Annotated in this window: 19 protein-coding genes and 1 tRNA gene; 14 read left to right on the forward strand and 6 right to left on the reverse strand. The window is 69.5% G+C overall.

What is annotated here, in order from left to right; genetic code table 11:
- Positions 1–5: 5 nt before the first annotated feature.
- A complete protein-coding gene (locus N553_RS0102600) occupies positions 6–1,811 on the forward strand; it encodes a glycoside hydrolase family 2 protein (protein ID WP_028045239.1) in 1,806 nt (601 codons plus the stop codon).
- A 29-nt stretch (positions 1,812–1,840) separates the two neighbouring features.
- Here N553_RS0102600 and N553_RS0102605 read toward each other — a convergent pair whose 3' ends face one another.
- Both N553_RS0102605 and N553_RS0102610 read right to left on the reverse strand, forming a co-directional pair.
- Complete coding sequence (locus N553_RS0102605) at positions 1,841–3,337, reverse strand: MFS transporter (RefSeq protein ID WP_028045240.1); 1,497 nt, start codon at positions 3,335–3,337, stop codon at positions 1,841–1,843.
- 427 nt (positions 3,338–3,764) lie between these two features.
- Entirely contained in the window at positions 3,765–4,406 is a 642-nt protein-coding gene (locus tag N553_RS0102610; protein ID WP_028045241.1) for a hypothetical protein, read from the reverse strand.
- A 356-nt stretch (positions 4,407–4,762) separates the two neighbouring features.
- Between N553_RS0102610 and N553_RS0102615 the strand changes: the two genes are divergently transcribed.
- The gene (locus N553_RS0102615) at positions 4,763–5,014 is read left to right on the forward strand and encodes an AbrB/MazE/SpoVT family DNA-binding domain-containing protein (protein WP_028045242.1); all 252 of its coding nucleotides are present in this window, start codon (positions 4,763–4,765) and stop codon (positions 5,012–5,014) included.
- Positions 5,011–5,412, forward strand: a complete 402-nt coding sequence (locus N553_RS0102620; protein ID WP_028045243.1) for a PIN domain-containing protein — start codon at positions 5,011–5,013, stop codon at positions 5,410–5,412. The genes N553_RS0102615 and N553_RS0102620 overlap by 4 nt, the downstream gene beginning before the upstream one ends.
- Before the next feature lie 134 nt (positions 5,413–5,546).
- On the opposite strand, the gene N553_RS0102625 is transcribed toward N553_RS0102620, so the two are convergent.
- On the reverse strand, positions 5,547–6,005 hold the full coding sequence (locus N553_RS0102625) for a hypothetical protein (protein WP_028045244.1): 459 nt from the start codon (positions 6,003–6,005) through the stop codon (positions 5,547–5,549).
- A 416-nt stretch (positions 6,006–6,421) separates the two neighbouring features.
- Between N553_RS0102625 and N553_RS0102630 the strand changes: the two genes are divergently transcribed.
- Positions 6,422–6,787: a hypothetical protein gene (locus N553_RS0102630; protein ID WP_028045245.1), complete on the forward strand. Its 366-nt coding sequence runs from the start codon at positions 6,422–6,424 to the stop codon at positions 6,785–6,787.
- Complete coding sequence (locus N553_RS24925) at positions 6,784–7,353, forward strand: hypothetical protein (RefSeq protein ID WP_156043668.1); 570 nt, start codon at positions 6,784–6,786, stop codon at positions 7,351–7,353. The genes N553_RS0102630 and N553_RS24925 overlap by 4 nt, the downstream gene beginning before the upstream one ends.
- A gap of 550 nt (positions 7,354–7,903) precedes the next feature.
- On the opposite strand, the gene N553_RS0102640 is transcribed toward N553_RS24925, so the two are convergent.
- Positions 7,904–8,995: a hypothetical protein gene (locus N553_RS0102640; protein ID WP_028045247.1), complete on the reverse strand. Its 1,092-nt coding sequence runs from the start codon at positions 8,993–8,995 to the stop codon at positions 7,904–7,906.
- 510 nt (positions 8,996–9,505) lie between these two features.
- Here N553_RS0102640 and N553_RS0102645 point away from each other — a divergent pair.
- A tRNA-Lys gene (locus N553_RS0102645) sits at positions 9,506–9,578 on the forward strand.
- A gap of 120 nt (positions 9,579–9,698) precedes the next feature.
- On the opposite strand, the gene N553_RS20750 is transcribed toward N553_RS0102645, so the two are convergent.
- A complete protein-coding gene (locus N553_RS20750) occupies positions 9,699–11,630 on the reverse strand; it encodes a bifunctional diguanylate cyclase/phosphodiesterase (RefSeq protein WP_197029889.1) in 1,932 nt (643 codons plus the stop codon).
- Between the two features lie 142 nt (positions 11,631–11,772).
- Positions 11,773–11,997 (reverse strand): hypothetical protein, encoded by a 225-nt coding sequence (locus N553_RS0102655; protein WP_156043669.1) that lies wholly within the window; start codon positions 11,995–11,997, stop codon positions 11,773–11,775.
- Between the two features lie 187 nt (positions 11,998–12,184).
- Here N553_RS0102655 and N553_RS0102660 point away from each other — a divergent pair, with 187 nt between their 5' ends.
- The 8 genes from N553_RS0102660 to N553_RS0102695 all read left to right on the forward strand — a co-directional run bounded on the left by N553_RS0102660 (position 12,185) and on the right by N553_RS0102695 (position 20,761).
- Positions 12,185–12,751, forward strand: a complete 567-nt coding sequence (locus tag N553_RS0102660; RefSeq protein WP_028045249.1) for a GNAT family N-acetyltransferase — start codon at positions 12,185–12,187, stop codon at positions 12,749–12,751.
- Positions 12,752–12,812: 61 nt separating this feature from the next.
- Positions 12,813–13,241 (forward strand): membrane protein, encoded by a 429-nt coding sequence (locus tag N553_RS0102665; protein WP_028045250.1) that lies wholly within the window; start codon positions 12,813–12,815, stop codon positions 13,239–13,241.
- A gap of 130 nt (positions 13,242–13,371) precedes the next feature.
- Positions 13,372–13,572 (forward strand): hypothetical protein, encoded by a 201-nt coding sequence (locus N553_RS0102670; protein ID WP_231505143.1) that lies wholly within the window; start codon positions 13,372–13,374, stop codon positions 13,570–13,572.
- Between the two features lie 65 nt (positions 13,573–13,637).
- Complete coding sequence (locus N553_RS20755) at positions 13,638–14,852, forward strand: cation:proton antiporter (RefSeq protein ID WP_051639779.1); 1,215 nt, start codon at positions 13,638–13,640, stop codon at positions 14,850–14,852.
- Positions 14,853–15,043: 191 nt separating this feature from the next.
- Entirely contained in the window at positions 15,044–16,693 is a 1,650-nt protein-coding gene (locus N553_RS0102680) for an ABC transporter substrate-binding protein (protein WP_028045252.1), read from the forward strand.
- A 105-nt stretch (positions 16,694–16,798) separates the two neighbouring features.
- Positions 16,799–17,905 (forward strand): ABC transporter permease, encoded by a 1,107-nt coding sequence (locus N553_RS0102685; RefSeq protein WP_028045253.1) that lies wholly within the window; start codon positions 16,799–16,801, stop codon positions 17,903–17,905.
- Between the two features lies 1 nt (position 17,906).
- Positions 17,907–19,037, forward strand: a complete 1,131-nt coding sequence (locus N553_RS20760; protein WP_034620520.1) for an ABC transporter permease — start codon at positions 17,907–17,909, stop codon at positions 19,035–19,037.
- Positions 19,034–20,761 (forward strand): ABC transporter ATP-binding protein, encoded by a 1,728-nt coding sequence (locus N553_RS0102695; protein ID WP_028045254.1) that lies wholly within the window; start codon positions 19,034–19,036, stop codon positions 20,759–20,761. The genes N553_RS20760 and N553_RS0102695 overlap by 4 nt, the downstream gene beginning before the upstream one ends.
- The last annotated feature ends 5 nt before the right edge of the window (positions 20,762–20,766 follow it).

The raw sequence follows: 20,766 nt of genomic DNA on the forward strand, positions 1-20,766 counted from the left end.
GCGCCATGATCAGTGAGGATCTCGCGCGCCCGGTCGCGAGCACGCAGGACGGGACCCATCCGCGACCCCAGCTCCTGCGGTCGGCATGGACTGACCTGTCGGGGCCCTGGCGGTTCGCGTTCGACGACCTGGACCGCGGGCTGCGCGAGCAGTGGTGGCTCAGCTGGCCCGACGCCGACCGCGAGATCGTCGTCCCGTTCCCGCCCGAGTCGCCCGCCTCGGGTGTCGGTGACACCACGTACCACCCGGTCTCCTGGTACCGCCGGACGCTGTCGCCGGCGGACCTGGACGCGGCCGGCCACGTCGACGGCGAGCGGCTCATGCTCCGGTTCGGCGCCGTCGACTTCCGGTGCCGTGTCTGGGTCGACGGTCAGGTCGTCGCGACGCACGACGGCGGCCACACCCCGTTCTCCTGCGACATCACCGACGCCCTGGGGCAGGGCGAGCACGTGATCGTGGTGCGCACGGAGGACGACCCGCACGACATCGCCCAGCCGCGCGGCAAGCAGGACTGGCGCGAGAGCCCGCACATCATCTGGTACCACCGCACGAGCGGCATCTGGCAGCAGGTCTGGCTCGAGTCCGTGCCGCCCGTCGCTGTCGAGTCGCTGCACTGGACCACCGACCCCCGGTCGGCGACGGTCACCGCAGCCCTTCGGCTGACCGCGACCCCGCACGAGCCCGTGCCGGTGCGGGTGCGGCTGACCTACGACGGCGCACCGTTGGCCGAGACGTCGACGACCCTCAGCACGCTCGAGACGACGGTGGTCATCGCGGTGCCGGCGCTGACCAACGGGCAGGCGTACGAGGAGCTGCTCTGGTCCCCTGAGCACCCCAGGCTCGTGGACGCCACCGTCGACGTGGGCGCCGACCGGCTGTCGTCGTACCTCGGGATCCGCACCGCCGAGGTCGCCCGCGGACACTTCCTGCTCAACGACCGGCCCTACTACGTGCGCTCGGTGCTGAACCAGGGCTACTGGCCGCAGTCGCACCTCGCCGCCCCCTCCGCCGACGCCCTCCGCCTCGAGGCCCAGCTCATCAAGGACCTCGGGTTCAACGCGACCCGCGTGCACCAGAAGTTCGAGGACCCGCGCTTCCTGCACTGGGCGGACCGGCTGGGCCTCCTGGTGTGGGCCGAGGCACCGGCGAGCTTCACCTACTCGACCGTCTCGGTGGAGCGCACCGTGCGCGAGTGGCTCGAGATCGTCCAGCGGGACTACTCGCACCCGTCGATCGTCACCTGGGTACCGCTCAACGAGAGCTGGGGGGTCCAGCACATCGCCCACGACACGCGCATGCAGCACTTCGCGCGCGCCCTGGTCGGGCTCACCAAGGCGCTCGACGGCACGCGACCGGTGGTGTCCAACGACGGGTGGGAGCAGGTCGACACCGACATCCTCGCCATCCACGACTACTCCTGGGACCCCGACGTGGTGGACGCCCGGTACCGCGACAGGGCGTCGGTCGACGCGCTGATCGACGGCATCGGCCCGGCGGGCCGGCGGCTGGTGCTCAGCGGCGCGGTCGACGACGCGCCCGTGATGCTGACCGAGTTCGGCGGGATCTCGTACGACATCGACGCCGTGGACGACGCCTGGGGCTACTCGTCGGCAACGACCTCGGACGACTTCGCGAAGCGGTTGGCGGGCCTCCTCGACGCCGTGCGCCACAGCGAGGTGCTCGCCGGGTTCTGCTACACGCAGCTGGCGGACACCGAGCAGGAGACCAACGGCCTGGTCCGAGCCGACCGCACCCCCAAGCTCCCGCTCGAGCACCTGCGCGCGATCGTCACCGGAGACCGACCGAGCTGAAGGCAAGCGCCGGTCCGATGTGCCGAACCTCAGCGGATGTTGTCGCTGGCGCCCGTGGCCCGGACGGCGCCCCGGCGGCGGGTGGACGTGAGGGGATCGGCGACGTCCTCGAGTGACTTGCGCTCGGCGTCGACCCCGATGAACCACGCCACCAGACCACCCGTCAGCATGAAGGCCGCACCGAGGGCGTAGCCGATGGCGAGCGGACCCCGGGACTCCCCCTCACCGACGAGCGCGGCGTACAGCGACGCGGCGACGGCACCGGAGAGCTGGGCGATGCAGAAGAAGAACGCGATCGCCTGCCCGCGCAGCTCCAGCGGGAAGATCTCGCTGACGGTCAGGTACGCCGACGAGGCCCCCGCCGAGGCGAAGAAGAAGCAGACGCACCACAGGATCGTCTGGGTCACGGCGGTCAGGAGTCCCGCGTAGAACAGCACCGCGGCGACGGCCAGCACGATCGCTGCCAGCCCGTAGGTCAGCAGGATCATCTTGCGCCGGCCCCACACGTCGAAGAGGTGGCCAAGCAGCAGCGGGCCCAGCAGGTTCCCGAACGCGAAGGGGATGAAGTACAGCGGCACGCGCCCGCTCGGGACGTCGAAGAAGTTGCTCAGCACCAGGGCGTAGCTGAAGAAGATCGCGTTGTAGAGGAACGACTGCGTGATCATCATGGTGCCGCCGAGGATCGCGCGGCGGCGGTACTCGGTGAACATCAGCTGGCCGACGCGCAGGATGGCGATCGACTTCTCGGGGACCACCTCGATGGCCTTGTTCTCGTCCACCGGAGGCAGCTCGACACCCTGCCCTCGGACGGTCTCCTCGATGCCGTCGATCGTCTCCTCGGCCTCCTGCGCGTACCCGTGCGTCAGCTGCCAGCGCGGGCTCTCCGGGATGTGCCGGCGGATGTAGATGATGACCAGTCCGAGGATGGGGCCGATGAAGAAGCAGATGCGCCAGCCCCAGAAGATCGGCACCAGGTCGGGGTTCAGCAGCACCAGGGCACCGAGCGAGCCGATGAGCGCGCCAGCCCAGTAGGTTCCGTTGACGGCGATGTCGACCCGGCCGCGGAAGTGCGCCGGGATCAGCTCGTCGATCGCCGAGTTGATGGCCGTGTACTCGCCGCCGATGCCGAGGCCCGCGATGAAGCGGAACACCAGCAACGAGCCGAGGTTCCACGACAGGCCGCCGAGACCGCTCCCGGCCAGGTAGATGACGAGCGTGAGGATGAACAGGCGGCGCCGGCCCAGGCGGTCCGTCATGCGCCCGAACACGAGCGCACCGACCACCTGACCCACCAGGTACACCGACGCAAGCAGGCCCACCTCCGCGGGCGCGATCCCGAGCCCGCTCTCGGGCTCGGTGAGGACCGAGCCGACGTTGGCCACCAGCTGGATCTCGAGTCCGTCGAGGATCCACGACACCCCGAGCCCGACGACGACCATCCAGTGGAACCTCGTCCACGGCAGTCGGTCCAGCCGCGCCGGGATCAAGCTGCGCACCGCCTGCGGCGGTGCTGTGGGCGCGCTCATCTCAGTCCCCCCACTCGCTGGTCGCTCGGGCTCGCCGACGCTGCGGCCGCTCGGTCCGCTCACGGGAGCGCGTCGCCGACCTCTGCGCGGCAGGTCGCCACGGCGCGGTGGTCCCCGCGCTTCTCGGCCTCGGTGATGCCCCGCGCGTGCGGTGGCTGTCGGCCAGCAGGTCACCCAAGGACGTCGCAGCCATGCCGGGTCCTCTCCGTCGAGGCATCACGCGGGCCGGCTGCTGCAGTCCCGTTCTGGGAAAACCGTGACACCGCGACCGCGAGGGCGCATCCTGAGCGACGGCCCTACACCGGTACGCGCCCCTCCCAGCCCCACACGGCGTTCGTCATGAAGACGATGGGCGCGGGCCGTCAGCCGCGTGCTTGGACCTATCCGGTAGCCACCGCCTGCGCTCCTGGTCCTGCCCGGCGCGCGGTCAGCACGCGTCCCCCGGCCTGTAGGTCTGGACCGACCAGATCCCCGTGGGCTGCAGCGCGACCTCGGCGCGGATCGCCTGATGCGGCGTGTCCAGGTCGGCGCCTGAGGTGACCTCGCCGTTCTGGGTGTAGACCACCTTGCTGTCGTCGCTGCACATGTCGACGATCACGAGCTGCGTGGTGCCCGCGATGTCGGTGTAGGTGTCGGTCTCCTCACCCGACGTGACCCAGCCGTTCTTCCCGTTCGTCGAGACCACCTCGTTGACCTGAGCCAGCGCCTCACCGACGGCGAGGTGGTCGATCTCGGGCGACACGACGCCCTCGACGCGCGAGCGCCAGAACTCGACCTGGAACTGCATCAGCGCGTCGAACGCGTCGGCCTGGGAGCCGGCGACCTCGGGGATGCCCGCGAACGCGATCCCGAGCCCGGGGTCGGAGCGGTCGACCACCGAGGAGGCCGTCGGCGTCGGGGTCGGGGTCGCACTCGGACTCACCGAGCCGGCCGGCGCGCTGGACGGCGCTGCCGGAACGCTCGCAGTGGCGTCGCCCGACTCGCCCGAGCACGCGCCGACGGCCAGCGCGACCATCAGGGCGCACGCCATCCCCGTCGTCGCGCGCACCACGGAGCCGCGCCGCGTCACACGCCCAACCCCCCGCGGGCTCGGTCGACCTGCGGTGGAATGCGCTGAGATCTCAGTCGGCAATCGTCTCTCCTCGTTCGACGGTCACTTGCAGCGACGGATGCAGCGGGCATGGCCGCCGTCACCGCACGAGCGCCGCACGTGCCACGCGGCGCGCTACGCCTGCAGTGTCCACGGGACCCGGGAGGTACCGACAACTCGTCCGCCGCAGCTCAGAAAAGAGGACGGATGCCGGCTACCGAGGAGCGGGGTGCGCGAATTCTGCTGTCGGTCACCTCGCCGTCGACCCTTGACGCCCTCTGGTGCGCAGGTAAGGCTAGGCGTAAGGAATCCGTGCAGCGGTAAGGTGCGACGACATGCCGGTTGCCACCGTGACGTCCAAAGGCCAGATCACCATCCCGATCGAGGTGCGCACAGCCCTCGGCCTTCGGGCCGGCGATCGCGTCCAGTTCATCCAGGGCGCCGATGGAGCCTACGAGATCAGGCCGGCAAACCAGTCGATCCGCGCCCTGCGTGGCGCACTGTCCCGGTACGCGCCCGGCACACCCGTGACCGTCGAGGACATGGGTACCTCGATCGCCGCAGCCGCCGGAGGCGACAACCAGTGATCGCCCTGGACACCAACGTGCTCGTTCGCTACTTCGTGCGCGACGACGCCCCCCAGACGGCAGTCGCCGACTCCATCATCGAGAACCTCACGCCGCGCGATCCCGCATTCGTGGGCCTTTTGGTGCTCGTTGAGCTGTGGTGGGTGCTCGGCGTCGCCTACGCGATTCCCACCAGCGACCGGCGCGACGTCTTGACGGGCCTGCTCGACTCGGAGGAGATCGCCGTCGAGGACCCGGACCTGGTGCGCTCCGCACTGCGCAAGGTCAACCACCGGACCGACTTCCCCGACCTGCTCATCGCGGAGAGCGCCGCGCAACGTGGATGCACCGCCACCGTGACCTTCGACAAGAGTGCTGCGCGGTATGCCGGCATGAGGTTTGCCAGCGGCGTCCGATGACCGCCCACACGATCCTGCGAGCCGCGCCGGGCGCAACCACGTCGCCCTCACCGTTCCGCCGCCCGAGCGTCTTTCGACGTGCGAGGGGAAACGGGTGGTGATGCGCTTCGCCCCCGAACCGACCCCGGAAATCGTCAGCCGGGACCCTGCCGTGCGACGTGGCCCGTAGCCACCCACCTCTCGAGCAGCGGTACGAGTTCGGCGGGCCGTTCAGTGAAGCCTGGCAACGGCCGAGCGCCGGTCGCCGTCTCCAGGACGACCTGATCGCTCCACATCGGTCGACCCTCGATGTTGCCGTGCACCGCAAGGACATCGACCCGGCGAATCGAGTACGGCCGCAACCGGCGACGGAGCTCGAGGCTGTCCGGCGTCAGCCACAGCTGCGCGACCTGACCGACGAAACCCAGCCAGCCCCACAACACAGCCAGCAGGGCACTCACCCCCGCGGCGACGACGAGCACACCGCTGTGCACGACGAAGGCGGCGCAGGACAAGACGACCGCCGCCACCGACCAGACGACGAGGTGCCCGATCGTCAGCAATCGGTTGGGCCGCGCAGTCGCGGCGATGCGCCCGCCCGCGGCGTTCCCCATCCGACAATCGTGACACCACCCCGCCGGCAACGCTCGGCCCACCACCGCAGGTCAGGTGACGTCGTGGGTATCAACTCGGGCGGTCAACTGGTCGACGGCCGGGATGTGGGCGTATTGAGGCAGACAAGCACCGAGTTCCCCGCCGAACTCCGCGACTAACCGAACGCACCCGCCACCTGGCGAGACCGGATGGCGAAGTACGCGCCGGCGAAAACCGTCTGACGGCTTCGACGTCAGTTCGGTCCTTGTGCCGGCGCCTGCCCCCCATGGGATCGGGGTGTGATGCGAAGCCGTTTCTGCCGCGCACCCCGGCGGAAACAGGCCACCGAACCGCACTCCGTTTGAGGCTGGCGCGAGCAGGTGAACCTCCGCCTCGATGGTGGCGACGTCGTCATCCGTTCGGCGACACTCTCGGCATGGATGCGCTGCACGCCGTGAGCCTGCCGGTCGGTGACTGGCTACTGATCGACAGCACCATGGACAACACCGTCTCAGTCGCAGCCGTCGACCTGGAGGACACGGTCGTCGCAACCGGGCACCACGTCCGGGAAGTCGGCTGGGCCGCTGCTGCCGCGCACCCCCGCAAAGGTGAAGGGTCCGCGGGATGGCCACCGGAGGACGCAGCCCTCACCATCTCGCTGCCGATGACGCACTGGTCGTTCGTCCTGGCCGAGCTCGCGCGCTGGGCGCTGGTGGAGGAGAAGCTCGGTCAGCGTGAGGAGCTGGAAGAGTCAGCTCGGCTCGAACGCATCCTCCGCGAGCAGCTCACCGGGGCGCCTTGATCGCCCCCATGGATGGCGGTGAAGACGCCGGACCGCCGCTCATTTCTGATGGGGAGCCGACGGGTAGGAACCATTCGTCGCCCGACACGACCGTCGAGGCCACACCGCTGCTGCCGGCAGCGGAGAGGTCGTGGTGGCGCACACCGTGGGCGCTCCTCGTAGCGGGGGTCGTCAGCCTCGCGGTCGGGGGAGCGACCGCCATAGCGGCAGCCGGTGGCAGCGACCACACGGGAGGAGCGGCACTTCCGACCCTGGGTGCGAACGCGATCGGGTGCCCGTTCAGAAAGCCTGAGCCCGGCCTGGCGTTGACATCCGCAACCTCCTGCGCCTATCGGCAGCTCGTCATCGAAGCCTGCTCGCTCAATGCAGCCGACGTCCCCGCGACAGGCACCCTCATCTCCGATGACAGCGGGCACTTCTCAATCCGGTTCGATGACACCGTCGGCGGTTCCTCGCAGGTGGACTGGACGCGCGGCTCCAAGACCGCGTCTGTGCAGTGCTCGTACACGTACGTCTCGAAGGGCCTGCCGGAGCCAACGGAGACTGCGGTGACCGGACCCAGCTGAACGGCGCACCACGCCATACGGAGGTCCAGCCGTGGGGCTGACTGCACGTCACCCGCCGGACCGGGCCAGCCCATGCATGCGCACCGAACGACGCTCATCTACGGCGGCGTACCTGCGCTCGGAGTCCGCACCGTGCTCCGCACGGCAGGGACCACCCCTGTTCCTGGACCAGCCGGGCGCTCATTTTGGGAGCACGTTCTCCCTACGTAGGGACCTGCCTGCGCGGAGGCGGGCTGGCGCGGGTCTGCCACCGCTCAGGCGACGTGCTTCCGTAGAGTCGCGGCTGGTTTCGTCGGACACCGACGAGACGCGCATCCGGAGGGGCCGCACTCGGGGCGAACTACACGGGAGCTGTCCCGAGGGTTCTCCCGGTTGTAGTCCCCATCCCCCGGGCCTCTGGTGGATCGGGACAATAACTCACACCTGCATCGACGTTGATCAGGGTGGATTCCAGTGCCGGGTTCGGGAACGCGATGTCGATGCGACGAGAACGCGCGAGCGCAGCCCGATCGGCGGGGATAGCGACCCGTCAGGCGCTGTGGTGCGGGCCTCAGTAGTCGAGGAGCGTGATCGCCGCTTCGAGCTTCGTCCGCGCGCCCGCACTCCCTTCCGCGAGGAGTGCTGAGTTGAGTTCGGGCAGAGCCGACGCCGCACCCTGCGCGGCGAGCCACGTCGCCGCGCTACCCCGGACCGCCGCCTGCCCGTGTTTCAGAGCAGAAGTGGCCAGGGCACGTGCGTCGCCGTGCTTCTCGACGACCCGTCGCGCGGCGGCCCGCGGCCTGGCCGGCCCGACGATTGCCAGATCGTCCGCCCGCGGTTGGTAGCGCCGTGGCATCGCGGTCATCTGCTCGAGAACCGCAAGCGCCTTGACGAGCGTCTTCTCAACGACCGCAACCTCTGGGACAGCCAGACCCAAATGGTCATCGAGGCTGCCCGGACGTTCGACATACAAGGGCCAGGCCAAGGTGGAGGTCAGATACGTCTGAGTCTCGGAGAAGTACTGCCCGCTGACCCAAGCCTCACCGCGCATGACGCCGAGCCGCGCACCGGCGTCGACGAAGTTGCGCAGGTCGACGCCCGTATAGTCGAAGTCCCACATCAGCAGAGACGGATGCACTTCATCCCAGACAAGACGTAGCTGCTGCAGCGGGGTGAGCTGTCTGCTGAGTTCCTTCGAGTACTGGATTTCGGCCAGTTTCCTGATGGCGGGGTGCACCTGGCCGAGGCCTGACACTGCCCCAGCGGCGAGGACGCAGTCGTCCATCGTGACTGCTTCGAGCCAGGCGATCTTGGCCTTCGTCTGCCCCAACCAGGTGTGCGGTCCGTCCTCCAGTACCTCTCCACGCTCGTGGAGCATGCGCCTGCTCGTCTGAATCGAGCGACGCTGCTTCCCGATCTCTCGGCTGATGACGTCGTAGATGCGTTCGGAGAACCCATCCGGCGCAGGCAGGTCCTGCCACGGCCGTGCTTCAGGTACCGCGACCCGGAGATCCGGCGCGTGCCGACGCACGTCGATCTGGGCAAGCCCTGACCGAATCGCGCCCAGCGCGTAGGGGCCGCACCCATCCAGCGCGTTGGCAAGCACCGACCGCGCCGCCGGTTCGGGATTGAGCTCCAGGAAGGTGACGGCGTCGTCGATCACGTCGTGACGCTCGTGCCGCAGCGCTCGCCCGAGCGCCTCCGCGGCTCCCTCCAGTCCATGTGGCGCTGCTCGGTATCCCTGCGCACGTACCTCGGCCCGGCTATCCAGGATCATCGGTGCCCACGAGATGTACCGAACAATGCTCACAGGGGAGTCATCGGACGCGCCACGACGAATGTTGAGGGCCCTCAGGGCACTGGTCGGCACGATGCGAAAGTCAGGCCCGACGTCCCGCCAGCGCACGGCCGCTGGAGCGAGCCCCCAGACGCCGTCAGGGAGTGCCGTCCGTCGACTCCGGATGCGCCGAACTCCGACCCAATCGAACGACGTACGGAGGCTTCCTCCGTGGGCTCTCCCAGCTGTTGTCCGCATCCACCCTTTCACGAACACCGGCGATAGCCCGGACCCCGTCGTGTCGTAAGGTCTCAGTCGTGGTGATGAGGGACCCAGGACGCCCGAACTACACGGGAGTTGTCCCGAGGGTTCTCCCGGTTATAGTCCCCATCCCCCGGGCCTCTAGCTCAATTGGCAGAGCAGCGGACTTTTAATCCGCGGGTTGTGGGTTCGATCCCCACGGGGCCCACGCGTGACCTCTGACGGCGGCAGCTTCGGGTGCGCTCGACGGCAGGGCTCAGGGCCATCAAGGCAGCACAGCTTGACCGGAACGTCGGCCCGGACCCACGCCCGACGTCGCGACCGGTCGCTAGACCCTGGCCGACGAGGCGCCCACCGATGTCCGCTGCTGCAGCCACGAGTCGAGGGTGTCGGCCGGCATCGGACGCGCCAGGTAGAAGCCCTGCGCCTGCTCGCACCCGAGCTCGCGCAGGCGGTCCCAGACGTCGAGGGTCTCGACGCCCTCGGCGACGACGCGCAGGCCGAAGCGGTGGGCCAACGTGAGCAGCGACTCGGCCACGGCGGCGTCCTGCTGCGCGCCGAGCATCCCGGTGATGAACGTGCGGTCGATCTTGAGGGCGTGCACAGGCAGGCTCGGGAGCAGAGCCATGGACGTGTACCCGGTGCCGAAGTCGTCGAGCGAGACGCGGATGCCCATGGCGTCGAGCTGTTGCAGGACCGCGGTGGCTCCTGCCGGGTCGGCCATGACGGCGGTCTCGGTGATCTCCAGCTCGAGGAGGTGCGCCGGCAGGCCGGTGCGGGTGAGCGTGTCCAGCACGATCGTGGGGAGGTCCCCGCCGACCAGGGAGCGCGGGCTGATGTTCACCGCGACCGCCAGCGGACGGCCCGCGGAGCGCCACAGCGCCGCCTGACGGCAGGCCTGCTCGAGCACCCACGCGGTCAGCGGCTGGATCAGCCCGGTCACTTCTGCCATGGGGATGAACGCGCCGGGCTGCAGCAGCCCGTGCCGCGGGTGGACCCACCGCACGAGGGCTTCCACCGAGAGCACCTCGCTCGAGTCGAGCTCGGCCTTCGGCTGGTAGTGGAGCACCAGCTCGTCGTGGTCGATCGCGTACCGCAGCTCGGCGAGCAGCTGCAGCTGGTCCACGTCGTGCGGGTCGACCTCGCAGCTGTAGGGGACGACGCCGGCACCCAGCCGCTTCGCGGCGTACATGGCGATGTCGGCGCGTTGCAGCAGCCCCGCCACGTCTGTCGCGTCGTCCGGGAGCATGGCCACGCCGGCGCTCGCCCGGACGTCCAGGAGCACGCCTTGGACGGCGAAGGCTCCCTGGTGCAGCCCGTCGATGACGGTGCGAGCCGTGGTCAACGCAGCCTCGGCGTTCGGGACGTCCGGGATCAGCACCGCGAACTCGTCACCGCCCAGCCGGACCACGAGGTCGGTCGGGCTCACGAGGCTGGTGAGCACCTCGGCCACCTGGACCAGGAGCGCGTCGCCGGCCTGGTGGCCCAGGGTGTCGTTGACGGCCTTGAACCGGTCGAGGTCGAAGAGGATCAGCGCAGCCCGGTCCGACTCCGTGCGGCCGCGGAGCGACCCTTCGGCGCGGCGCAGTGCCATCCGGTTGCCGAGCCCGGTCAGGGGGTCGCGCAGCGCTTCCGCCTGGCGGATCCGCGCCCGGCGGTTCGTCTGGACCAGGGCGGTGCCGACGAGGAACGTCGCCAACCCGAGTGCGACGTACAGCTTCACGATGTCGTGGGTGACCTCCGCGCGCACGGACGGCAGCACGACCTCGACGGTCCCGTCGGCCGATCCGTCGTGGTCGGCGTCGTAGGAGAGGAAGACCTCGACCGTGTCCTGCCCTCCGACGGTGCGGTCACCAGGCTGCAGGAAGGTCGACTCCGCGGCTGTGCGCTGCTGCTCGCGCAGCGGCATACGGGTCTCTGTGGTCGGGTGCCCGGCGTCGGCGAACAGCAGCACGCCGTCGGAGCGCCACACCTCGAGGCCGTACAGCAGGCCCCGCTGCGCAAGGACCTCCACGTTCCGGTCCAGTGCGGCGGCCACCGACGTCGGCAGCGGCTGTGCGCCGTCCAGGTGGTCGACGGTGACGGTCTGCTCGACGGCCATGGCGACGACGGTCTGTGCAGTCAGACCTGCCTGCCGGACGGCTCGCTGCTCGACGTGCGAGGCGAGCTGCTGTCCGACCAGCGCTGAGGCGAGGACGACGGCAGCGACGGCTACGCCCAGGAGCCAGCCCGGAACGGGTCGCAGATGCCGTCTAGTCACGTCGACCATATCGACGCGGACGCACCGGGTATGAGCGAATGCACCGGGCGAGACCTCCGGGCGCATCTCCCGCCCGCCGCCCAGGCGCGGTGGGCATGGCGAGGTGACCGATCGTCGGATGCCGCCGACGACGACTACGCGGTCAGCGGCGGCGCAGGCCGGCAGCGGGCGGCGCGGGCTCGCTCCCGATCCAGGTGGCGGACGCCCACACGGCCGCGAGGTCGATCGTCAGCTCGACCTTCTGACCGTTCAGGAGCACGATCTGGTGCTGCGTGCCCTGCGGAGCCTTCAGCCGCATCGCCAGCTGGCTGATCGCATTGGCGTCCTTCTGGGGCCCGAGCTCGTACGTGACGCCGTTGATGTGCATGAACCCGTTCACCGGACGCCCCGGAAGCCAGTCACGAGAGTCACCTTCCGTCGTGCGGTCGGCCTTGCGCCGACGGCCACCTCGACAGCGTCCCAGCGGTCACCCCGACGCGACACCCGGACGGCCCAGCAGATGCGGTGCGAGGTTTCTCGAACGATGTGTCGGTGCGCGTTCGTACGATCACCAGATGGCCGTCGAGGTGCATGCCGCCGTCGGGCGCTACGACGACTTCTTCGAGGTGGTCGGCGTCAAGAAACCCGGTGGCAGCGGCTGCTGGTGCATGGCCTACCGCGACAGCCGGGTGCCCAACGAGGCGAGACCGCAGTACATGCGCGACGAGTGCGCGCGCGAGCCGGGGCCCGGGGTCCTCGCGTACGTGGACGGCGAGGTCGCGGGCTGGTGCTCGGTCGCGCCGCGCACCAGCTACCGGCGGCTCATGCACTCGCGGACCATCCCGTTCGTCGACGATCGTGACGCGTGGAGCATCGTCTGCTTCGTCGTCCGTGCACGGTTCAGGGGTCGAGGGCTGATGCACGAGCTGCTCGCCGGGGCGGTCGCGCACGCACGGGACTCTGGTGCAGAGGTCGTCGAGGGCTACCCCGTCGTGGTGCCGGACGGGCACCGGGTCGATCTCATCTCCGGCTACGTCGGGACCACCGGCCTCTTCGAGGCGGCCGGGTTCCACCAGGCCTCCGAGACGAGTGCCCACAGCGGTGGCCGGGACCGCGTGGTCATGCGCCGTGAGCTGCCCTGACCGGCGGCACCGAGCTCCACACGGCCGCGCGCGGTTGCCGTCGTTGCGAGACGCTGGGGCCATGTCCCTCACCACGGATCCCGCAGACACTGCTCCCCGACTCGTGTCCCGGGTGGCGCTCGGGCTGGCCCTGCTGTTCGCGGGCATCAGCCACCTCACGTTCGCACGCCAGGAGTTCCGCGCGCAGGTGCCGTCGTGGTTCCCGGTCGGCGCCGACGTCACGGTCCTGGCGTCGGGGGCCGTCGAGGTGGGGCTGGGTGCCGGTCTCGTGATCTCGCGCCGACGGGTGAGCGTCGGGCTCGTCACCGCTGCGTTCTTCGTCGCGATCTTCCCGGGCAACATCAGCCAGTGGCTCGAGCACAAGGACGGATTCAGGCTCGACACCGACGCTCGTCGGCTCACCCGCCTGTTCTTCCAGCCCGTGCTCGTCGCCTGGGCGTTGTGGTCCACCGGTGCGCTCGAGGCCTGGCGCAACCGCTCGGCGCACTGAGGCTGAGGTGCCGCGGAGCACGGCGAGAGTCGTCCTCGGACACCGGGCGGGCCTACGCCCACAGCGAATCACCCGCCCCGGCGGGCATCGAAACCGGTTCCCGGACGTTCAAGCGCACATGGACACCACGATGACGCAACCTCTGACCGCAGCCGACCGCTGCGACCGCTGCGGTGCCCGCGCCTACGTGCGGGTCTTCCTGCCCGTCGGCGAGCTGCTCTTCTGCGGACACCACGCGCGTGAGCACTCCGCCAAGTTCGCGGAGCTGGCCTTCCACGTCCAGGACGAGACCGACCGTCTGCTGGCCGACGCCGGAGCCGGCGCCCTGTAGGCGAGGCCGCCGCGCTGACTGCCGTCCGAAGGTCGTGACGGGCAGCCGGCCGACATGATGTCCCCATGGAGCTCGCGTTCACCGGCGGCATCGCTGCGATCGTCCTGTTCGGAGTCGTCGGCCAGCTGCTCGGCAAGGCCACCGGGATCCCGTCGATCATCCTGCTGCTGCTCCTCGGGCTGCTGGTCGGGCCGGTTCTCGGCTGGGTGAACCCGGACGCCCTGCTGGGCGAGAACCTGTTCCCGCTCGTCTCGATGGCCGTCTCCGTGCTGCTGTTCGAGGAGGCGCTCAAGCTCGACTTCTCGCGGCTGCACGGTGGTGCCCGACGGCCGGTGCTCGGGCTGGTGACCGTGGGTGCCGCGCTCACCGGCATCGGCGCGTCGCTCCTGACGTACTGGGTGTTCGACCTGCCTGCGGCCCGTGCGGCGGTCATCGGCGCGATCCTCATCGTCTCCGGTCCCACCGTCGTCGGCCCGCTGCTCGCGATCATCCGGCCCAGGCAGCCCCTCGAGTCCGTCCTGGCGTTCGAGGGGATCTTCATCGACCCGATCGGCGCGACCGTCGCGCTCGCGATCGCGCACGTGGCGCTGCACGAGCACCCGCAGGGGATGGTCAGGACGGGACTGACGGGGATCGTCGTCGGGCTCGCGGCCGCGGCGACCTACGTCCTCATGGTCCGGTTCGCGCGCACACCCGCCTCGATGCACGTGGTGCTCGCCCTGGCCCTCGCACTGACCGCCTTCGCCATCGCCGAGTCCTTCTTCGAGGAGTCCGGGCTCTGGGCGACGACGACCCTCGGCGTCACCCTCGCCAACCAGCAGGTCGTCAGACTCGGAGCGCTGCACGAGTTCGGCAGCCACGTGGGGGCGCTGCTCATCGGCTCGCTGTTCATCGTCCTGGCGGCGCGGGTGGACCTCGATGCGCTCATCAGGTACGCACCGGCCACGCTCGGCCTGGTGATGCTGCTGGTCCTGGTCCTGCGACCGGTCGTCGCCTGGATCGCCACGACGGGCACCATCCTGTCGGGTCGAGACCGCGCGATGGTCGGGTGGATGGCGCCCCGCGGCATCGTGGCGGCGTCGACGGCGAGCCTTTTCGCGCTCCAGTTCGAACAGGCGGGCAAGCCGTTCCCGCAGCTGGTGCCGGTGGTGTTCGGCGTGGTCCTGGCGACCGCGGTCATCTACGGGCTCACCGGGCCGCTGGTCGCCGCCCGGCTCGGCGTCCGCAGCGATGCCCTCGAGCAGGCGATCGACGAGGACGGCGTCCCTCTGTCCACCTGACGGCGGGGCGAGACTCCCGGCCGCGGCACGGCACGCAGGGACGATTGAGACCGTCTCGAGACCTGGATGTTACTTACCAGTAAGACCCTCACTATGTTCGCAACAACGGTGTGCTACCAATTGGCCACTGAGAACCAGCCGTGGGTCGACACATCTGCGCCCACGGCCCTGACGGAAGAGGGACGTAGCGCATGACTTCCCACGCACGAAACCGCCGCGTGATCGCGGCCACCGCTGGACTGGCGGCCGTCGCCCTGGTCCTGACCGCGTGCTCCAACAATGACGATGGTGGCACCGACGGCAGCACTTCCGACAGCGGCGACGGCAGCTCGCTCGTCATCGGGACCACCGACAAGGTCACGACGCTGGACCCGGCCGGTTCGTACGACAACGGCTCGTTCGCCGTCATGAACCAGGTCTTCCCGTTCCTCATGAACACGCCGTACGGCAGCCCCGACGTGGAGCCGGACATCGCGGAGTCCGCCGAGTTCACGGCGCCGACGGAGTACACCGTCAAGCTCAAGCCCGGCCTGAAGTTCGCGAACGGTCACGCCCTGACCGCGTCGGACGTGAAGTTCACGTTCGACCGCCAGGTCAAGATCAAGGACGACAACGGCCCCTCGTCGCTCCTCTACAACCTGGACACCACGGACGCAGTCGACGACACCACGGTGGTCTTCCACCTGCTGTCCCCCAACGACCAGGTCTTCCCGCAGATCCTGTCGAGCCCCGCGGGCCCGATCGTCGACGAGGAGGTCTTCTCCGCCGACGCGCTGACCTCGGACGACGAGATCGTCTCCGGGAACGCCTTCGCGGGCCAGTACACGATCACGGACTACGACTTCAACAACCTGATCGCGTACAAGGCGAACCCGGACTACCAGGGTGTCCTGGGCGCTCCGAAGACCGACGTGGTCAACGCCAAGTACTACGCGGACTCGTCGAACCTGAAGCTCGACGTGCAGCAGGGCAACATCGACGTGGCCTTCCGCAGCCTCACGTCCACGGACATCGCCGACCTCAAGACGGACGACAACGTCCAGGTCGTCGACGGTCCCGGTGGTGAGATCCGGTACATCACGTTCAACTTCAACACGATGCCGTTCGGCGCGACGACGCCCGAGGCGGACGCCACCAAGGCGCTCGCGGTGCGTTCGGCCGTCGCCGACCTCGTCGACCGTGAGGCGATCGCGGAGCAGGTCTACAAGGGCACCTACACGCCCCTGTACTCCTACGTCCCGGCCGGCCTGACCGGCGCGATCGAGCCGCTCAAGGACATGTACGGCGACGGTGACGGCGGCCCCGACGCCGACAAGGCCAAGGCTGCGCTGAAGGACGCCGGCGTCGAGACGCCGGTCGTGCTGAACCTCCAGTACTCCAGCGAGCACTACGGCCCGTCGTCTGCCGACGAGTACGCGCAGATCAAGGACCAGCTGGAGAAGGACGGGCTGTTCACCGTCAACCTGCAGACCACCGAGTGGGTGCAGTACTCCAAGGACCGTACGGCTGACGTCTACCCCGAGTACCAGCTGGGCTGGTTCCCCGACTACTCGGACGCCGACAACTACCTCACGCCGTTCTTCCTCAAGGAGAACTTCCTGGCCAACCACTACGACAACCCGGCCGTGAACGACATGATCCTGGCGCAGGCGACGACGGTTGACCCGGACGCCCGCACCGGGCTCATCGAGGACATCCAGACCGCGGTGGCCAAGGACCTCTCGACGGTGCCGCTGCTCCAGGGCGCGCAGGTCGCCGTGGTGGGCAAGGATGTCGACGGCGCGCAGGACACGCTCGACGCCTCGTTCAAGTTCCGGTACGCGGCTCTCTCGAAGAGCTGACCCGCAACGACCGACCGGGCGTTCGGCGCATGTGCGTCGGGCGCCCGGTCGGTCGTGCAACGCCGCACATCTGGCACACGAGCGCATCAGAGCAAGGCAGGAACCATGACCTCGACCATCACGGGAGCGCCCACGGGCGTCGCACCCGGCCAGCCGTCCCCCGCACCCGAAGCGCGCAAGAAGAAGCAGGGTGGTGGCCTCGGCGGCTACCTGCTCGTGCGCTTCCTGCTGATCTTCCCCACGATCTTCATCCTCGTGAGCACGGTGTTCCTGCTGATGCGGACCACGGGCGACCCGATCACGGCGGCGCTGGGTGGGCGGCTCCCAGCCGACCAGCTGGCTGAGCGCGTGCACGCCGCCGGCTACGACCGGCCGCTCTTCACCCAGTACGTCGAGTACATGGGCCAGATCGCGCGGGGCGACTTCGGCCACACGATCTCGGACAACCGGCCGGTCACCGAGGTGCTCACCACCTACGGCACCGCCACGCTCGAGCTGGCGTTCTACGCGCTGATCGTCGCGTTCGCCATCGGCATCCCGCTCGGCCGCTACGCCGCGTCTCGCCGCGACAAGGGACCTGACGCGGGTCTGCGCATCGGCGCGGTCCTCGCCTATGCGACGCCCGTGTTCTTCATCGGCATCCTGCTCAAGCTCGTCTTCTCCGTCTGGCTGGACTGGCTGCCGGTCGCAGGCCGCGCCTCCACCGGGGCGGAGATCGCGATGCAGCACGACGGCCTGCAGACGGGCTTCTACACGATCGACGCCATCAGCACCGGGAATCCGCAGATCCTGCGCGACGTGCTCGAGCACGCGGTCCTTCCGGCGATCGCGCTGGGTCTGCTCACCGGTGGCATCTTCCTGCGGCTGGTGCGCACGAACGTCATCGGGACCCTGTCCACCGGCTATGTCGAGGCAGCGCGGTCACGCGGCGTCAACGAGCGGCGACTGCTGCGCAAGCACGCCTGGCGTCCGGCCCTCGTGCCGATCATCACCGTCATCGGTCTGCAGGTCGCGCTCATGCTCAGCGGGGCGGTCCTGACCGAGACGACCTTCGAGTGGAAGGGTCTCGGCTTCCAGCTGATCCAGTACGTCAAGGCCCGTGACTACGTGGCCGTGCAGGGCATGGTCGTCATGCTGGCCGTGATCGTGGCCCTGACCAACTTCGTCGTCGACATCATCGCGGCGCTCGTCGACCCCCGGATCAGGTTCTGACATGACTATCCCCACCAACGTTGCCCCCGCCCCGGTCCGTCCTTCGCTCTGGAAGCGCCTCCCGGTAGTCCACCAGGTGCGCAGCAGCGTCGGCCTGCAGCGCAGCATGCTCGTGGGCGGCCTCGTCCTCGTCGGCATCTATGTGATCACCGCCCTGTTCGCGCCGTGGCTCGCCCCGTACGGGTTCGCGCAGATCCGCGTCGGCGACACCCTGTTCGGCTCGCAGCAGCCCCCGTCGTCCGAGCACTGGTTCGGCACCACCGTGGCCGGCTACGACGTGCTGTCCCGGTGCCTCTGGGGCGCCCGGCCGGCCCTCCTGGTCATGCTCGCCGCCGTCGTCCTGTCGATCTTCATCGGCGTCACCGGTGGCCTCCTGTCGGGCTACTTCGGTGGCTGGGTGGACCGCGTGCTCGTGGTCGTCGCGGACGCGATCTACGCCTTCCCGTCCCTCCTGCTCGCGATCGTCGCGGCGATCGTGATCAACCACGGTCAGTCGGACCTGTGGGGCGGCATCCTCGCGGCGGCCGTCGCGATCACCGTGGTCTTCATCCCGCAGTACTTCCGGGTCATCCGGGCCGAGACCGTGCGGATCAAGTCCGAGGCGTTCGTCGAGTCGGCGCGCGTCATCGGTGCCAGTCACCCGCGGATCATGACGCGCCACGTGCTGCGCAACTCGACCCGGACGCTGCCCCTGATCCTGACGCTCAACTGCTCCGAGGCCGTGCTGACGCTCGCGGCGCTCGGGTTCCTCGGGTTCGGCATCGAGCCCACTGTCGCGGCCGACTGGGGGTACGACCTCAACAAGTCGCTCTCTGACGTGACCAGCGGGATCTGGTGGACGTCCCTGTACCCAGGGCTCGCGATCGCGCTCTCCGTCCTGGGCGTGACGCTGGTCGGTGAGTCGTTGAACGACCTCGCCGACCCGCGTCTGCGCACCCGCCGCGCGGCCTCGCAGGCCGCCGGCGTCGTAGGCGCCGTCACGGTCGTTCCGGGCGGCGTGCTGAGCGCCGGCGCCGAGGGCATCGAAGGTCTGGACCTTCTGGAGGGCACCGCCGACGAGCTCTTCGCCGGGCCCACCGAGGACGAGCCCCTGGCCCGACCCAGCACCGACGAGGAAGGGGGTCGCTCATGACCGCGACCCAGGACACCCGGGACGTCGTCGTCGACATCCAGGACCTGCACATCTCCTTCGCGACCGACGCCGGCACCGTCCGTGCGGTCTCCGGGGCGTCGCTCCAGGTGAAGTCGGGCGAGGTCCTCGCGATCGTCGGCGAGTCGGGCTCGGGCAAGACCGTCACCGCCCGCTCGATCCTCGGCCTGCTGCCCGACACGGCTCTGACCAGCGGCGCCGTGCTGCTGACCCGTAAGGACGGGTCGGACACGCACGACGTCACGACCCTGCAGGGGAAGAACCTGAGAGACATCCGCGGGCGCGACGCCGCGATGGTCTTCCAGGAGCCCTCCACGGTCCTGAACCCCGTGTTCACCGTCGGCTGGCAGATCGCCGAGGGCCTGCGTGCCCACACGCAGATGTCCGCGTCCGACGCCCGCGAGAAGGCGATCGACATCCTGCGCCGGGTCGGCATCCCCGACCCCGAGCACCGCATCGACCACTACCCGCACCAGTTCTCCGGCGGGCAGAAGCAGCGCATCGTCATCGCGCAGGCGATCTCGCTCGACCCGGGCCTGATCATCGCCGACGAACCCACGACCGCACTCGACGTCACGGTGCAGGCAGAGATCCTCGACCTCCTGCGCCAGATCCCGAAGGAGTTCGGCGCTGCCGTCGTCCTGATCACGCACAACATGGGCGTCGTCGCGGACCTCGCCGACACGGTCGCGGTGATGTACAAGGGCGAGATCGTCGAGCAGGCCGACGTGCACACGCTGTTCGCCGCGCCGAAGCACGAGTACACCCGCGCGCTGCTGGACGCGGTGCCGCGCCTGGGCGGCCGGCGCTTCCGGGACCGCGTCATCGTCTCGGAGGCGGACGCCGCCTTCGAGCCGGTCGACGTGGACCCGTCGGCCACGCCCGTCGTCGCGGCCCAGGATCTGCGGATCGTGTACCGCGGTCGCCTGCGCCAGCCCGACTTCACGGCCGTCGACGGGGTCTCCTTGGAGATCCGGCCCGGTGAGGTGCTCGGTCTGGTGGGCGAGTCCGGAAGTGGCAAGACCACCATCGGCCGTGCCATCGCCGGTCTGACGCCGGTCAGCGGAGGTTCGCTGAACGTGCTCGGCGTCGAGATGCTGGGCGTCAAGGAGAGGACCTTCCGGCCGATCAGGCGACGGATCGGGTTCGTCTTCCAGGACCCGGCCACCAGCTTCAACCCGCTGCTCACCATCGCCCAGTGCGTCGCCGAACCTCTCGTCGTGCACGGGATCTCATCCAGCGCACAGGAGGCTCGTCGCCGGGTGGACGAGCTGCTGGAGGCTGTGCAGCTGCCCAAGGCGTTCGGGGACCGTTTCCCGCACGAGCTCTCCGGTGGTCAGCGCCAGCGCGCGAGCCTGGCGCGGGCGCTCGCCCTCGACCCTGAGCTGCTCATCGCCGACGAGCCGACCTCCGCGCTCGACGTCTCGGTGCAGGCCCGGGTGCTCGACCTGTTCGCACGCCTCCAGGCGGAGCTCGGGTTCGCGTGCCTGTTCATCAGCCACGACCTCGCGGTGGTGGACCTGCTCGCGCACCGCATCGCGGTGCTGCACAACGGCGTCCTGGTCGAGGAGGGTACGGGCGACGAGGTGCTGGGCGCCCCCAAGCACCCGTACACGCAGCGCCTGCTCGCCTCCCTGCCCGTCCCGGACCCCGTCGAGCAGGCCGCCCGCCGCGAGACGTGGCGGAATCTGCGCGCAGCCGACTGAACCGC

The organism is Cellulomonas sp. URHE0023, assembly GCF_000688475.1.
In the GTDB taxonomy this organism is placed as follows: domain Bacteria; phylum Actinomycetota; class Actinomycetes; order Actinomycetales; family Cellulomonadaceae; genus Cellulomonas.